Origin of the sequence: Patulibacter sp. NPDC049589 (assembly GCF_040675535.1) — a bacterium.
Lineage (GTDB): Bacteria > Actinomycetota > Thermoleophilia > Solirubrobacterales > Solirubrobacteraceae > Patulibacter.
In genome coordinates, this window is the sequence record NZ_JBFAPC010000137.1 from 1 (window position 1) to 15,062 (window position 15,062).

Sequence of the window (15,062 nt, forward strand, 5' to 3'; positions counted from 1 at the left end):
AGTGCACCACCGCCGCCCCGGCGTTGGCGCCCCGGTTGATCCCGGACAGCACGATGTCCGGCTCCGGGCCGAAGGCCTCCCGCAGGGCGAGCAGCACGATGTACGCGGGGGACGCGGCCACGCCGTACGCCGGGATGTTCTTGGCCCCGGGCAGCTCCCGCTCCTCGAAGCAGATCTTGCCGTCCTGCATGACCGCGGTCATCGACGCGCTGCTACCGCTCGACTCGCTCAGCGGGGCGGCCACCACCACGTCGTAGCCGGCGTGCGCGACCGCCCGGGCCAGCCAGCGGATCCCCGGCGCCTCGATGCCGTCGTCGTTCGTGATCAGGATTCTCATCGGTGAATGATTGCCCGGTACGGCGCTCATGATGCCTTCCTCATCGGGGTCAGCTGGACGCGTTCGGTGAGGACCCGGACGGCGTCCACGTGCCCGGTGCCGAGACCGTGCCGGGTGACGTTCAGCGCACCCGCGGCCGCACCGGTGCGGACCGCCTCGTCCATCGAGCCGCCGTGGGCCAGGACCGCGGCGACGCCGGCAGTCATCGAGTCACCGGCGCCCCGATGCTCGGCCGGGGTGAGCCGGGGCAGTGCCACCGCGTAGACCTCGCCGTCGATCAGCGCCAGGGCGCCCTCGTCGGCCCGGGACACCAGGACCGTCTCGGCGCCGTCTTCATGGAGCTTCAGCAGCGCCTTGACCAGCGAGCCGGTGGAGCCGTCCGGAGCCGTCCCGTCCGCGATCAGCTCCTCGTGGCTGATTTTCAGGACCGAGATGCCGGCCTGCAGCACCGCCGCCAGGACCACGGATCCGCCGCCTCGGGCCACGGTCCCCGCGCGAGGCGCTCTGGGAATCGACGGTTCGTCGTCGATTCCCAGAGCGGCGACGTCGGAGGCCCCGCGTGACCGCCGGCCGGCCCGGACCCCAGACATCGGCCGGGCCTGGCGTTCGGATGCTCGTCGACGTCTGTACCTGGGCGGTAACGAACTCCAGGACCGGTGCGGCGGCCGGGCCGGGCCTGCCGGTGGCAATCGAGTTCTGTACCTGGGCGGTACCGAACTCCAGGACCGGTTCCGCAGCCGGGCCGGGCCTCCTGGTGTTCGTCGACTTCTGCACCTGGGCGGTACCGAACCGGGCAGTACGTCCCCGAGCGCCGGCCCAACCGTGCACGCCGGTCGCAACGATCCTCCCGACGGGGGCCGCCGATCCCGGGCCGGCCCGCGGTCGGGTCGGTCCGTCCTTCGCCTCGGGCCGTTCTCCCCGACCCGGCCCTCCGCCCCTCAGCGCTTCTTCAGCGCGATGCCCTCGAGGTGGTGGGCGACCGTCTCGCAGGCGTCGATCGCGTTCTCGAAGGCCCCGTAGATGTCCTTCCAGCGGATGACGAAGAGCGGGTCGACGCCCTCCTCGAAGAGGGACGCGATGGCGTCGCGGCTGATCCGGTCGCCGTCGTTCTCCAGGCGGTTGATCTCGACGAGGTACGGGCCGAGGTCGCCGCCGGCGCACAGCGCGTGGAGGGCGAGGGCGACCTGGTCGGCCGCGAGCACGAGGATCTCGGCCAGCTGGCCGGCCTGGTCGGTCGGGGCCTCGACGCGGTACACGGCGAGCATGTCGCCGGCGGCCTCCGCGTCGTCGACGACGTCGTCCAGGGCGGTCGCGAGGCGGAAGCCGTCCTCGACGTCGAACGGGCAGCGCACGCGGGAGCGCTCGGCGCCGTTGAGCCGGTGGATCAGGTCGTGCGCGATCGAGTCGCCCTCGTGCTCGGCGGCCACGAGCTCGCGCAGGATGCCCGTGTCGTCCGGGTATTCGCGGACGAGATCACGCAACAGCCGGGTCGAACGTTCGATCACACCGGCGAACCGCTCGAGGAGGGAGGCGATCGGTGCATCGATCGCGGGGGCGCGTCGGCCGTCCAGCATTCGCGCGGACGCTAGCGCGCCAGGTGTGCCGGATGGCCGATCCGGACGAGGGTTCACACCGCGTTCACGGTCGGTTCACGGTCCGGTAACCGGGAGGGGGTGCCGGGCGACGGACACTCGTGATCGTGAGCACCCAGACGCGAGCTGCCGACGCGGCGAGCCCGGACGGCGACGAGCCGATCCGGATCGCGCAGGTCGAGATCCGCCCCTCCGAGGGCCTCGCGGTCGTCGCCGGGCGCGCCGTCGCCCTGTCCGTCCGCGAGTTCGAGCTGCTGTCGGCGCTCGCCCGGCGCTCCGGGCACGTCGTCGCCCGCGAGGAGCTGTTCTCCAGCGTCTGGGGCGGACCCCTGCGGTCCGGCGACCGCTCGATCGACGTCTACGTGCACAAGGTGCGCCAGAAGCTCGAGGCGGCATCGCCCGGCTGGAGCTTCATCCACACGCACATCGGCTTCGGCTACCGGTTCTCGCCGGAGCCGATGGCGTGAGCGCGCCCCGCACGAACACCTTCTTCACACCCGTTTCACACCACGACCACCGTCGAGTAACAGGATGGTCGCAATGCGCTGCCAGCCTCCTCGGCGTCACGTTCTGAGCAATCAAGGAGACCACGTGCGTACTCGTACGTTCGCCGCGTTCGGCGCATCCGCCGTTCTGGCCCTGGGAGTCGCAGCCTGCGGCTCCGACGACAATTCCGACAGCACCAGCACGGCCGCCTCGTCGACGTCGTCGACGCCCGCCGAGACGTCCTCGGTGAAGTTCTCCGGCTCGATCAACGCCGGTGGTTCCACCTTCGCGAAGCCCGTGTACGACACGTGGGGCGCGAAGAACAAGGCCAACGGCCTGAGCTTCAACTACGCCGGCACGGGCTCCGGCGCCGGCATCGCCGGCGTCACCGACGGCACGCTCGACTTCGGGGGCTCCGACTCCGCCACCGACGACGACGAGCTGAAGGCCGCCGAGAAGAAGAACGGCACCGTCCTGAACATCCCGATGTTCTTCGGCGCCGTCACGGCGTCCTACAACGTCGCGGGTGTCGAGACGGGCCTGAAGCTCGACGGCGCGACGCTGGCGAACATCTTCCTGGGCAAGGTCAAGACCTGGGACGACAAGGAGATCGCGTCCCAGAACCCGGACGTGAAGCTGCCGTCCTCGAAGATCACGGTCGTCCACCGCTCCGACGAGTCCGGCACGACGAAGGCGTTCCTCTCGTACCTCGGTGCCTACTCCAAGGAGTGGACCGACGGCCCGGGCGTCGACAAGTCCGTGAAGTGGCCCGTCGGCACGGGTGCCAAGGGCAACGACGGCGTCGCCGCCGCCATCAAGCAGACGCCGAACTCGATCGGCTACGTCGAGCAGGCCTACGCGCTGAACAACAACTTCACGTACGCCTCGCTGAAGAACAAGGCCGGCAACTACGTCGACCCGACGCTCGAGTCCGTCTCGGCCGCCGGTGACAGCGTCACGGTGCCCGCCGACCTGCGCTTCGCCATCGGCAACGCCGACGGCGACCAGACGTACCCCGACGCGTCCGCCACGTTCGTGGTCGTCGCGAAGGACCTCTGCAAGGCCGGCAAGTCCGAGGCCGTCGCCAAGGACATCAAGAACTTCCTGACCTACGGCCTCGGCGCCGGTCAGGACGAGGCCAAGGCGCTGGCCTACGCGCCGCTCCCCGACAGCGTGAAGACGAAGGCCCAGGCCGCCGTCGACTCGCTCGAGTGCAACGGCGCGCCGATCGCCGCGACCCGCTGAGTCCCCCGCGGGCCCTCGGGCCCGCGGACCCCGGGTCCTCCCCGTCGCGCCGCATCGCCGGCGGGGCGGGGAGGACCCAGCAGTTGCAGTGACGCCCCGCTCACTCCCGCCGAAGACCACCAGCCGCCGCCATGGAATCAAGCACCGTCAAAGCACCGACAGACTCCGGGGCACGCCTGCGCGACCACCTCGCACGGACGAAGACCGGGAGCTGGCTGGACCCGTGGGTCAAGGGCGGGCTGACCGTCCTCGCCGGCCTGATCTTCGTCCTGCTGGCGTACTTCCTGATCAAGCTCTTCGTCGAGTCGCGTCCCGTTTTCTCCGCCTACGGCGTGTGGGACTTCGTCTTCAAGGCCGACTGGCTGCCGGGACAGAACCTCTACGGCGCCGGGGCGCTCGTCGCGGGCACGTTCATCACCGCGGCCATCGCGCTCGTGATCGGCGTGCCGATCGCCGTCGCGACCGCGCTCTTCGTCACCGAGCTGGCGCCGGTCCGCTTCCGCGGCCTGATCTCCGGCACGCTCGAGCTCCTCGCGGCGGTCCCGTCCGTCGTCTACGGCCTCTGGGGCTTCCTCTTCCTCGCGCCGAAGATCAAGCCGATCGAGCAGTGGTTCGCCGACACGTTCTCCTTCATCCCGTTCGTCGGGGGCGAGGTCTCGGGCCCGAACTACTTCATCACCGGGCTGATCCTGGCGATCATGATCATCCCGATCGTCTCCGCGATCTCCCGCGAGGTCATGGCCACCGTGCCGCAGGACCAGAAGGAGGCCGCGCTGGCCCTCGGCGCCACGCGCTGGGAGATGATCCGCTCGACCGTCCTTCCCTACTCGCGCGCCGGCATCGTCGGCGGCTCGATGCTCGGCCTCGGCCGCGCCCTCGGCGAGACGATCGCCGTCGCGATCCTCATCGGCGGCGCGACCTCCGGCGTCGGCGACTCGATCTTCTCCGCGGGCTCGACGCTGGCCTCGGTCATCGCGCTCGAGTTCCAGGAGGCCACCGCGAGCCCCGAGCACCGCGCCGCCCTGATCGGCGCCGGCCTGCTCCTGTTCGCGGTGACGCTCGTGATCAACGCGGTCGCCCGCGGCTACATCTCGCGCTCCGAGTCCCGCCTGGTGCGAGCCGAGAAGCAGGCCAAGGCGGCCGTCGCGGCGGCCGAGCGCGGCGAGGCCCCCAAGGGCCCCGGCCTCCTCGCGTCGATCCCGCGCCCGCACCTCCCCGAGCTGGTCACCTCGCTCAAGGGCCGCCAGCGCGTGGACGTCATCGCCCGCCGCTCCGTCGGCGCGCTCACGGGGGTCGCGCTCCTGCCGCTCGTGGCGCTCCTGGGCTTCCTGATCGTCCGGGGTGGCGGCGCCATCTCCTGGGACTTCTTCACGACGGACCCGACCGGCGCCGCCGGCGCGGTCAGCAACGCCAACCGCTTCCTCGGCGGCGACGCCGCGGCGACCGCGACGCAGAACCTCGGTGGCATCCGCTCCGCGATCGTCGGCTCGATCGAGGTCGTCGGCATCGCCGCCATCGTCGTGGTCCCGATCGGCATCGCCGTCGCGGTCTACCTCGTCGAGTACGGCCAGGGCACCTGGTTCGGCAACTTCGTCCGCTACCTGGTCGACGTCATGACCGGCGTACCGTCGGTGGTCTTCGGCCTCTTCGTCTACATCTCGCTGGTGGTCTCGCAGGTCGGCGGCGTCCCGTTCGCCGGCTGGAAGGCGTCCGTCGCCCTCGGCCTCCTGATGCTGCCGATCGTCATCAACTCGTCGCTGCCGGTCCTGCGGCTGGTGCCGTCGGCGCTGCGCGAGGCCGCGCTCGCCCTCGGCGTCCCGCGCTGGAAGGTGATCCTCCGGATCGTCCTCCCGACCGCCCTGCCGGGCCTCGTCACCGGCGCGCTGCTGGCCATCGCCCGCGCCGCCGGCGAGACCGCCCCGATCATCTTCACCGCCGGCGTCGCCACGGCGCTGGTCGGCGACCCCAACGGGCCGCTGAACACCCTTCCCGCCCAGATCTACGCCGACGTCACCGCCTCGTCGTCGGCGCAGCACGATCGCGCCTGGGGGGCGGCACTGACGCTCGTCGTGCTGATCCTCCTCCTCAGTCTCGTCGCCCGACTCGCCCAGCGCAGGAGCCGCATCTCATGAGCAGCACCGACCCCCAGACCTCGACGCGTCCCGACGACGGGATCGCCGAAGGCGTGGAGACTCCCTTGCAGACACCCGCCGCCATCGCCTCCGACCCCTCCGCGTCCGCGGCGAAGTCGGCCATCAAGGGCGAGGGCCACGAGGTCACGCTGAAGAACGTCAAGTCGTTCTACGGCGACAACATGGCGGTCAAGGGCGTCGACCTCGAGTACAAGGCCAACCAGGTCACCGCGATGATCGGGCCGTCGGGCTGCGGCAAGTCGACGCTGCTGCGTTCGATCAACCGCATGCACGAGGAGATCCCGGGCGCACGCGTCGAGGGCGAGATCCTCCTGGACGGCGTCGACATCAACGCGCCCGGCACCGACGTCGTGGCGATCCGCCGCATGGTCGGCATGGTCTTCCAGCGGCCGAACCCGTTCCCGACCATGTCGATCCGCGAGAACGTCGCCGCCGGCCTGAAGTTCAACAAGGTCAAGGACGTCGACCACGACGAGCGCGTCGAGTGGGCGCTCCGCGGCGCGGGCCTGTGGGACGAGGTCAAGGACCGCCTGAACGCCCCGGGCGTCGGCCTCTCCGGCGGCCAGCAGCAGCGCCTCTGCATCGCCCGCACGATCGCGATCAAGCCCGACGTGATTCTCATGGACGAGCCGTGCTCGGCCCTGGACCCGATCGCGACGCTGAAGGTCGAGGAGCTCATCCAGGAGCTGAAGACCGAGTTCACGATCGTCCTCGTCACGCACAACATGCAGCAGGCGGCCCGCGTCGGCGACCGCACGGCGTTCATGTACCTCGGTGACCTCGTCGAGGTCGACGAGACGCAGAAGATCTTCACGAACCCGTCCGACACCCGCACCGAGGAGTACGTCTCCGGGAAGTTCTCGTAGACGGTTCGGCGGGCCCGGGACGGGTACGGTCCACCTCGTGACGACGCGTACGCAATATCGAGAGGAGCTCCTCGCGCTCGAGCAGGCGACGCTCGGCGCCCTGGACCTCATCGTGCGGCAGGTCGAGCGCGTGACGGAGGCGCTCGAGCAGCAGGACGTCGAGCTCGGCACCTTCGTGATGGCCGACGACGACCGCGTCGACGGCCGGTACCTGGACGTCAACCAGGGCGTCCTGTCGCTGTTCGCCCTGCAGGCGCCCGTGGCGGGCGACCTGCGCTTGGTCGCCTCGCTGTTGCACGTCGCGAAGCACTTCGAGCGCATGGGCGACCAGTGCGTGAACATCGCCAAGCTGATCCCACTGACGGGCAACGACCCGCCGCGGCGCCGCGAGGTCCTCGGCCCGATCCTCCGCATGGGCGCGCTGGCCCGCGACGAGGTCGTCCAGTGCCGGCAGGCGCTGGAGCTGCGCGACGTCGACCTGGCGCTGGACATCGTCCGCCGCGACCAGGAGCTCAACGAGCTCAACCGCGAGGTGTTCCGCCTGGCGATCGAGCTGGGCGACGACATCGACACCCGTGAGTGGCTGATGACGATGACGATGGTCGCCCGCGCGTTCGAGCGCATCGGCGACAACGCCGTCGACATCGGCGAGCAGGTCGCCTTCGTCGTCGAGGGCATGTACCCCGAGTTCGGGGATCGCGCGGCGCGGCTGGCCCGTGCCCGCCCGGACGGACCGCCGGCACCGCCGGCGTCGGGCTCCGGTCCGGCCGGGGATCCGCCGGCCCCGGGCCCCGCGGCCTGACGGGCTGCGGGCGGGCGGCGCCGCGTGGCGCCGCCGGGTGGGACGACGGCGCAGGCGAGCCGTGCCCCGGCGATCTGGAAGGTCGACACGGGCATCCGACCGCGCGCGTCGACCCCGACGACGGGTCGAGGACGTCCCGGTCGCGAGAGTGCGATCGCCCGGCGCGTCGCCGGACGTCCGGGCCACCGAGCCACGTGGACACCGTCCCCCGGCGTCGGCAGGACACCGAACGTGTCGAGTGTCCACACGAGAACAGTTGTGAAGAGGTTGTGTTCCTGATGGGAACGAGGCGATGCGCGTCGAATCGCCGTCTACACTCCCTCGGGATGCAGGAGCACTCGACCGCCCCAGCGCCGACCGCGCCGGGCGCCGCCTCCGGATCGTCGACGACGCGCACCCTCCGGGTCGCGCTCATCGACACCGACAGCGGCTTCCTCCACGTCCTCGGCAAGCGCTTCGAGCGCGCCGGCTGGCAGCAGCGCACGCTCGCCAGCCCCGTGCCGGTGGAGGACCTCGTCGCCATGCGCCTCGCCGCGCTGGTCGTCGACGTCCAGGTCCTCGGGCCGCAGGCCTGGGAGTACCTCGAGAAGGTCGCGACGCGTATGCCGGGCCTCGGCATCATCGTCTGCACCGGGCAGTCCAGTGTCGCCCAGCGCGTCCGCGGCCTGCGCCTCGGCGCCGACGACTGGGTCAGCAAGCCCTGCCACCCGGACGAGCTGATGGCCCGCATCGAGGCCGTCGCCCGTCGGCGCCGCCGGGTCGAGCCGCAGGAGGAGCAGCGCCCGCGCGTCACCGGCGAGCTCGAGATCCGCGGCGACCAGTTCCAGGCCTTCGCCCGCGGCGTCTCCGCGGAGCTGACGAAGCGCGAGTTCGAGCTCATCGACCTCCTGGCCGCCGCCGAGGGCCGCGTCCTGGAGCGCGAGGAGATCTACCAGCGCGTCTGGGGCTACGCGATGGCCCGCGGCGACCGCTCCGTCGACGTCTTCGTGCGCAAGCTGCGCCAGAAGCTCGACAAGGCCTCCCCGGGCTGGCGCTACATCCACACGCACTTCGGCGTCGGGTACCGCTTCGCGCCGGAGCCCGAGACGGATCTCGTCGCGGAGCCCGAGCGGCCCGCCGGCCGCGTCCGCACCCGCGAGGAGCTCCTCGCCGAGGAAGGCGCCTCCATGGGTGCCGGCGACCTCGAGGCCGCGTTCGCCGAACGCGTCTGACGGCCGAGCGGGCGCGGTACAGTGACCGCGTGACGACCCGCGTCCGCACCGTCCTGATCATCGTCGCCATCGCGGCGGCGGTCTCGTTCATCCCGTCGGGTCGCGACAGCGCCCAGGCGGTGAGCAACGCCCTCAGCGCGATCATCCTCGCCGCGATGGTGCTGTTCGGCGTGCGCGCCTACCGCGAGGCCCGCGGCCGCATCGAGGTCCTCGGCGACTCCCACCGCCTGCTCTTCTACGCTGGCCTCGGATCGTTCGTCGTCGCCATGGCCGCCCGCCCGTCCCTCGTCGAGACGGGTCCCGGCACGGTCCTGTTCATCGTCCTGATCGCGATGCCGATCGCGATGCTCTGGGCGGTCTGGCAGCGCTGGCGCGAGGTCGGCTGAGGCCGGCGGTGTCGGCCGCGGGTGGCCGGCACCGGGGTTCGCAGGGGCCAGGACGTGCTCCTGGTGAGGTCGGCGAGCGGCCGCGGCCGGCGCGGTCACCCGATTCGGTACCTGCCAGGAAGGTTTCCTGGTGAGCGCGCCGCTCGACGTCACGCCGCCCGACATCGTCGCGAACACGGCGGCGATCCGGCGCAGTTCCGGCACACCCGGCCCCTAGTCCGGTCGCGGGGCCGGTGGCGAGGGTGCAGCCATGTCTCCCCCGCCCGCGTTCCCGCCGCTCGCCTGGACCGTCGCGGGGTCCGGGGCCCCGAAGACGTGGCCGACCCCGAGCGTGGCCACGACGAGCGACGCCCCGAGCACGGAGGCGAGCCCCAGGTCGCGTCGGGTCCTTCGATCCATGCCCGTGCGATCGGCCGATCGCCGCGACTCCTTGAACGTTGCACGGCCGCGTTGCGCGATTCGGCCCGTTTCGTGAGGTTTCACCCCCCGTTTCTGGCCGAACGTACGAGCCCGACCGTCCGGAGAGGGCCGGACCGGACGTTCCGCCCCGGACGTCCGTCGACCGGCGGGGCCCGATCGCGTCCGCCCCAGGTCGACGGTGCACGCGCCACGCGGGCCGTCCCGGGGTGCCTCTCCGGTACCGTGCCGCCGGTGACGGTCCACCTCATCGGGGCGGGGCCGGGCGATCCGGACCTCCTCACCGTCCGCGCCGCGGAGCTCGTCCGCGCCGCCGACGTCGTGGTCAGCGATCGCCCCTCGTCGGACCCCGTCGTCGCCCTCGCCCCCGCCCGTGCCGAGCGGGTGCTCGTCGGCAAGGTCCCCGCGTCCGGGGGCGCTCCCGCGCGCCGCGCACTGCCGCAGGACGAGGTCTGCCGGCTGCTCGTCGACCTCGGGCGCAGCGGCCGCGAGGTCGTCCGGCTGAAGAGCGGCGACCCGTTCGTCGCGGCCCGCGGCGGCGAGGAGGCCCTCGCGCTGCAGGCCGCCGGCGTGCCGTTCACCGTCGTGCCCGGGATCAGCGCCGGCTTCGCCGCCCCGGCGTTCGCGGGCATCCCCGTCCACGTGCGGCAGCTCTCGCGCGTGGTCACCATCCTGGCCGGGAACGTCGACGACGAGTACCCGGGCGAGATCGACTTCGAGGCCCTGGCCCGCCTGGGCGGGACGATCGTCGTCCTGACCGGCCGCTCGCGGATCCGGCGGATCGCCGGCGCCCTCCTGGCCGCCGGCATGCCGGCCGACACCCCGGTCGCCGCGATCAGCGCCGCCGGCCGCGCGGGCGCGCAGGAGACGATCCGCGGCACCCTCGCGGCGCTGCCGCCGCGGTTGCCCGCGCCCGTGACGTTCGTGATCGGGACCGTGGCCGGGATCGACCTGGACTGGTTCGCCGACGGGCGCTCCTCGGTCGTGACCGCGGACGACGCGCTCGCACCGGTGTGGCCGCGCGACGACGGGTCGTCCCCGGCCGGCGACGGCGTGGTGCCGGAGCCGGCACGGGCCGCACGCGCGCCGCACACCGCGGACGGTCCCCCCTCCCCCGGCGACGGGGCGCGGGCCCGGTCGCAGGACGCCTCCGTGGCGCACCGCGCGCCCGCGGCCGACTCGCCGTCCGCCACCGGAGAGGAGCCCACCCGTGCACATCCCTGAGGGGTTCCTCACCGGCACGACGACCGCCATCGGGGCCGGGGTCGCGGTCGCCGGGCTGGCGGTCGCGATCCGCAAGGCCGACATGCACGCCGACAACGGCCGGCTGCCGCTGGCCGGGCTCGCGGGCGCGTTCTTCCTCGTCGGCGACTCGCCGTTCCTGCCGATCGGGGTCGGTACGCAGGGCCACCTGCTCGGCGGCACGCTCGCGGTCGCGCTGCTCGGCCCCTGGCTCGGGTTGATCACGATCGCCGTGGTCACCGTCGTCCAGGCCCTCGTGCAGGGCGATGGCGGGATCACCGTCCTCGGGCTCAACATCGTCAACGCGGGGATCGTGCCGGCCTTCATCGGCTGGCCGCTCCTGCGCGGGGTGCAGGCGGTGATCCGCAGATGGCAGGGCCGCAGCACTCCCGGGGGCCTCGCGCTGGCCTGCGGTGTCGCGGCGTACGTCAACGTCGTGCTGGCCTCGCTCCTCTTCGTGACCGAGTTCCACCTCGGCCACAAGGGCTCGGTCCAGATCGGGCCGGTGATCGGCGGGACGGTCGGCACCTACGCGCTGATCGGGATCGCCGAGGCGCTCCTGACCGCCGGCATCGTCAAGGCCCTGCTCGCCCGACGGCCCGACCTCGTCCTGATCGCCCCGCCGGAGCTGCGTCGCACGCTGCGCCCACCGGTCCGCCGCCGCCCGGCGCCGGGCCCGCACGTCCCGCCGCCGCCGGGGACGGAGCCGCAGCGGGCGGCGGCGACAGCGAGTCCCCCGCCCCCGCCCGGGACCGAGCCGCAGCGGACTGCCGGGACGGACGGGACCGCCGCGGGCGAACCTCCGCCGGACGCCCGCGAGAGCGGCGCCGCATGACCTCCGACCACCCCTCACCGGGAGGCCCCGCATGACCGACGAGACCCCGACGACCGGCGCCACCGGCGCCGCGCCGCACCCCAATGCGAACCCCGACGAGGGCGCGACCGCGGCCTCCCCGACGGTCGCGCCCGGGCTCGAGGCGGCCGCCCGTCACGCGACCGCCGACCTGCCGCACACGCCGGAGGACCAGGGCTCCGAGGAGGCCGTCCGCCGCAAGAAGCGCGACGTCCCGCTCGTCGCCGTCGTCACCGGCAAGGGCAAGGGCAAGTCGACCTCGGCCTTCGGGATGCTCCAGCGCTCGTGGGCGCGCGGCTACCGCTGCGGCGTCTTCCAGTTCGTCAAGGGCGGCAAGTGGAAGGTCGGCGAGCGCAAGGCCGCCGAGGCCCTGTCCGCGTCGGGCGCCGGCGGCACGATCGAGTGGGAGATCCAGGGCAAGGGCTGGACCTGGATCCAGAAGGACATGACCGAGTCCGAGGACATCGCCAAGGCGGGGTGGGGGGAGGTCAAGCGCCGGATCGCCGATCAGCGCTACGAGTTCCTGCTGCTCGACGAGATCACCTACCCGATCGCGTGGGGCTGGATCGACGTGGAGGACGTCGTCGCCACCCTCGCCGCGCGCCCGGGCTTCCAGCACGTCGTCCTCACGGGCCGCAACGCCCACGACCGCCTGATCGAGACCGCCGACCTGGTCTCGGAGGTCGTCAACGTCAAGCACCCGATGGCGGCGGGCATCCGCGCGCAGCAGGGGATCGACTGGTAGCTGACGCGGCCCCCTGGTCGCCCTTCCGTCGCACCCGGCGAGGGAACCGCGACCACCCCCACGCGCCCCGGCGACCGGCCGGCCCTGGTCGCCCTTCCGTCGCACCCGGCGAGGGAATCGCGACCACCCCCACGCGCCGCGGTGACCGGCCGGCCCTGGTCGCCCTTCCGTCGCACCCGGCGAGGGAATCGCGACCACCCCACGCGCCGCGGGGCCGGACTCGGCACCGGTCCCGCCGCGCGCCCCGGATAGCCTCCCGCCGGTGCAGCGCATCCTCGTGATCCCCGACGGCCTCGCCGAGACGCCCGGTCCCCTCGGCACGACGCTGTCGTCGTTCACCCCGGTGGCGCTGAACGCGATCGCCCGCCGCGGCGCGGTGCGGCGGGTCGCCACGACGCCCGAGGGCCTGGCACCCGGCAGCGAGGTCGGCCTGCCGCTGCTGCTCGGCTGGCCGCCGTCCGGCGTCGTGTCGCGCGGGCGGATCGACGCCGCCGCGCACGGGCTGACCGAGCCGGCGGGCGCCGTCGTCCACCGCGTCGACGTCCGGCACGACGACGGCCGGCCGTGGCCGGAGCTCGCGCCGACCGCGCTGTCCCTGCTCCACGGGCTCGACGAGGCGCTCCACGTCCAGCACCTCGAAGGGCACCGGATGCTGGTCTGGGGCCACCGCGACCCGACCCTCCCGCGGCGCCTGGACCTCGACGACCTCGGGGCCGCCAACGGCGTCGAGGGCACGCACGACCCCGACGACCTGCCGCGGTTCCAGCTCTGGCCCGACGGCGAGACGCCGATGCCGATCCTCGACAGCGACACCGTCGTGGTCTGCGCCCCGCGCTCGACCATGGCCGGCGTCGCGCGGCTGATGGGCGCCGAGGTCGTGCACCCGTCGGGCGCCACCGGCCGCCCGGGCACCGACATCGCCGCCAAGGCCCGGGCCGCGACGAGCCTGCTGCGCGACGGCATCCACACGGTCGTCGTCCACGTCGGCAGCACCGACGAGGCGTCCCACGCCCGGGACCCGCAGGCCAAGCGCCTCGAGGCCCAGAAGATCGACCGCGACCTGCTGGCCCCGCTCGCGGCCCTGGTCCTCGACCTCGGCGCGAGGCTGGCGGTCTGCCCCGACCACGGCACCGACCCGCGCACGGGCGTCCACCTCGGCGCCCCGGTCCCGGCGGTCGTCTGGGGCCCGGGCGTCCGCGCGAGCGGCCCGAACGTCGTGACCGAGGAGTCCGTCGCGCACGAGCCGGTCGTCGCGGGCCCCTGGGACGCGTAGTCGGCGGGGCCCGGTGCCGCTCCGCGCCCTCCCGGTAGCGTCCGCCGCGTGACCGCCCGACTCGTCATCGCCGGTACCACCTCGGGAGCGGGCAAGACCACCGTCGCGTCCGGGCTGATGGCGGCGTTCGCGGCGCGCGGGCTCGTCGTGCAGGGCGCGAAGGTCGGGCCGGACTTCATCGACCCGAGCTACCACGCGCTGGCCACCGGCCGGCCGGCGCGCAACCTCGACGCGTTCCTCTCGGGACCCGAGCTCGTCGCGCCGCTGCTGGCCCACGCGACCGCCTACGCGGGCGGCCCCGGAGCGGCATCGAAGCCCGCCGACCTGGCGATCGTCGAGGGCGTCATGGGGCTCTACGACGGGGCGACCGGCCGTGGCGAGCTCGCGTCGACCGCGCACGTCGCCAAGCTCACGCGCTCGCCGGTGATCCTCGTCGTCGACGCCGCCTCGATGGCCCGCTCGGTCGCGGCGCTCGTCCTCGGCTACCGCAACTTCGACCTCGGGGTGCACGTCGCGGGCGTGATCCTGAACAAGGTCGGCTCGCCGATCCACGCCGAGCTGCTCCGCGAGGCCCTGGAGCCGATCGGCGTGCCGGTGCTCGGCGCCCTGCCGCGCGACGAGCGGGTGGAGGCCCCGTCGCGCCACCTCGGGCTCGTCCCCGTCGGCGAGCGCAACGCCCGCGCCCGCGCCGCGCAGGCGGTCCTCGCCGAGCGGGTCGCCGAGGCCTGCGACCTGCAGGCGATCGAGCGCCTGGCCCGCACGGCCCCGCCGCTCGGCGCGATCGCCTGGAACCCGACGGCCGCCCTGGCCGGCGCCGCCCGCGAGGCCGCGCCCGTCCCGTCCGACGCCGGCGCGGTCCAGGGTCTGCACGTCGTGCCGGACCTCGCGCCCGTCGACGCCGCCGCCGCAGCGGACGATCGCCCCGGCGGACCGGGCGCCGGCCTCCGCGACGCGGGCGCCGCGCCCGACGGCCCGTCCGGCGGGGCCTCCCGGCACCCCGCCGACCCGCTCGCCCCCGGCGCCGCCCCCCGCATCGCCTACGCGGCCGGCGCCGCCTTCACGTTCCGCTACGCCGAGAACCTCGAGCTGTTGCGCGCCGCCGGCGCCGAGCTCGTGCCGTTCGACCCGCTGGCCGACGCCGGCCTGCCGGCGGGCACCGACGCGCTGTACCTCGGCGGCGGCTTCCCGGAGGAGCACGGCGCCGCGCTGGCCGAGAACGCCGGAGCGCGCGAGGCGGTCGCCGCCCTCGCCGCCGCCGGCCGGCCGATCGTCGCGGAGTGCGGCGGGCTGCTGTACCTCGGCACGACCCTGGACGACCACGCGATGTGCGGGGTCCTGCCGGGCGTCGGCCACCTCGGTGCTCGGCCTCCATCTCGTCGTCCTCGGCGGCCATCTCGAGCATCTCGCCGAGGTCCTCGAGGTCCTGCGCCAGGCCGTCGTTGACGGCGAGCTTC

14 protein-coding genes and 1 pseudogene are annotated in these 15,062 nt (G+C 73.5%); 12 read left to right on the forward strand and 3 right to left on the reverse strand.

All coding sequences use genetic code 11. The features are described 5' to 3' along the window. The 3 genes and pseudogenes from AB0L40_RS20860 to AB0L40_RS20870 all read right to left on the reverse strand — a co-directional run. Positions 1-337: 5'/3'-nucleotidase SurE (locus AB0L40_RS20860; protein WP_364359076.1), on the reverse strand; the 337-nt coding region annotated here is incomplete at its 3' end. 26 nt (positions 338-363) lie between these two features. After that, positions 364-795 (reverse strand): annotated as a pseudogene (locus tag AB0L40_RS20865) (PfkB family carbohydrate kinase); the annotation flags it as partial. A 480-nt stretch (positions 796-1,275) separates the two neighbouring features. After that, positions 1,276-1,911, reverse strand: a complete 636-nt coding sequence (locus AB0L40_RS20870; RefSeq protein ID WP_364359079.1) for a DUF47 family protein — start codon at positions 1,909-1,911, stop codon at positions 1,276-1,278. A gap of 125 nt (positions 1,912-2,036) precedes the next feature. On the opposite strand from AB0L40_RS20870, the gene AB0L40_RS20875 reads away from it, so the two are divergent. The 12 genes from AB0L40_RS20875 to AB0L40_RS20930 all read left to right on the forward strand — a co-directional run bounded on the left by AB0L40_RS20875 (position 2,037) and on the right by AB0L40_RS20930 (position 15,051). Beyond that, the gene (locus AB0L40_RS20875; RefSeq protein WP_364359082.1) at positions 2,037-2,396 is read left to right on the forward strand and encodes a response regulator transcription factor; all 360 of its coding nucleotides are present in this window, start codon (positions 2,037-2,039) and stop codon (positions 2,394-2,396) included. A gap of 124 nt (positions 2,397-2,520) precedes the next feature. Then, positions 2,521-3,660, forward strand: coding sequence for a phosphate ABC transporter substrate-binding protein PstS (gene pstS / locus AB0L40_RS20880; protein ID WP_364359085.1), 1,140 nt, complete (start codon positions 2,521-2,523; stop codon positions 3,658-3,660). Positions 3,661-3,791: 131 nt separating this feature from the next. Further along, positions 3,792-5,792 carry a phosphate ABC transporter permease subunit PstC gene (gene pstC, locus AB0L40_RS20885; RefSeq protein WP_364359088.1) on the forward strand — a complete coding sequence of 667 codons (2,001 nt, stop codon included), beginning with the start codon at positions 3,792-3,794 and terminating at the stop codon, positions 5,790-5,792. Then, on the forward strand, positions 5,789-6,679 hold the full coding sequence (pstB, locus tag AB0L40_RS20890; RefSeq protein WP_364359091.1) for a phosphate ABC transporter ATP-binding protein PstB: 891 nt from the start codon (positions 5,789-5,791) through the stop codon (positions 6,677-6,679). Before pstC ends, pstB begins: the two co-directional genes overlap by 4 nt. Before the next feature lie 37 nt (positions 6,680-6,716). Further along, positions 6,717-7,481 carry a phosphate signaling complex protein PhoU gene (gene phoU / locus AB0L40_RS20895; RefSeq protein ID WP_364359094.1) on the forward strand — a complete coding sequence of 255 codons (765 nt, stop codon included), beginning with the start codon at positions 6,717-6,719 and terminating at the stop codon, positions 7,479-7,481. A 326-nt stretch (positions 7,482-7,807) separates the two neighbouring features. Beyond that, complete coding sequence (locus AB0L40_RS20900; RefSeq protein WP_364359097.1) at positions 7,808-8,692, forward strand: response regulator transcription factor; 885 nt, start codon at positions 7,808-7,810, stop codon at positions 8,690-8,692. A 29-nt stretch (positions 8,693-8,721) separates the two neighbouring features. Beyond that, positions 8,722-9,078 (forward strand): hypothetical protein, encoded by a 357-nt coding sequence (locus AB0L40_RS20905; protein ID WP_364359100.1) that lies wholly within the window; start codon positions 8,722-8,724, stop codon positions 9,076-9,078. Between the two features lie 651 nt (positions 9,079-9,729). Beyond that, on the forward strand, positions 9,730-10,719 hold the full coding sequence (cobA, locus tag AB0L40_RS20910) for a uroporphyrinogen-III C-methyltransferase (RefSeq protein ID WP_364359103.1): 990 nt from the start codon (positions 9,730-9,732) through the stop codon (positions 10,717-10,719). After that, positions 10,706-11,572: an energy-coupling factor ABC transporter permease gene (locus AB0L40_RS20915; RefSeq protein ID WP_364359106.1), complete on the forward strand. Its 867-nt coding sequence runs from the start codon at positions 10,706-10,708 to the stop codon at positions 11,570-11,572. The genes cobA and AB0L40_RS20915 overlap by 14 nt, the downstream gene beginning before the upstream one ends. Before the next feature lie 31 nt (positions 11,573-11,603). Continuing rightward, positions 11,604-12,335: a cob(I)yrinic acid a,c-diamide adenosyltransferase gene (gene cobO / locus AB0L40_RS20920; protein WP_364359109.1), complete on the forward strand. Its 732-nt coding sequence runs from the start codon at positions 11,604-11,606 to the stop codon at positions 12,333-12,335. 262 nt (positions 12,336-12,597) lie between these two features. Then, on the forward strand, positions 12,598-13,608 hold the full coding sequence (locus AB0L40_RS20925; RefSeq protein ID WP_364359112.1) for a hypothetical protein: 1,011 nt from the start codon (positions 12,598-12,600) through the stop codon (positions 13,606-13,608). 48 nt (positions 13,609-13,656) lie between these two features. Continuing rightward, entirely contained in the window at positions 13,657-15,051 is a 1,395-nt protein-coding gene (locus tag AB0L40_RS20930) for a cobyrinate a,c-diamide synthase (protein WP_364359115.1), read from the forward strand. Positions 15,052-15,062: the final 11 nt, after the last annotated feature.

Coding starts and splice junctions, on each gene's coding strand:
- pstB (WP_364359091.1), top strand. CDS start 5,789: ATGAGCAGCACCGACCCCCAGACCTCGACGCGTCCCGACGACGGGATC.
- pstC (WP_364359088.1), top strand. CDS start 3,792: ATGGAATCAAGCACCGTCAAAGCACCGACAGACTCCGGGGCACGCCTG.
- AB0L40_RS20870 (WP_364359079.1), bottom strand. CDS start 1,911: ATGCTGGACGGCCGACGCGCCCCCGCGATCGATGCACCGATCGCCTCC.
- cobO (WP_364359109.1), top strand. CDS start 11,604: ATGACCGACGAGACCCCGACGACCGGCGCCACCGGCGCCGCGCCGCAC.
- AB0L40_RS20900 (WP_364359097.1), top strand. CDS start 7,808: ATGCAGGAGCACTCGACCGCCCCAGCGCCGACCGCGCCGGGCGCCGCC.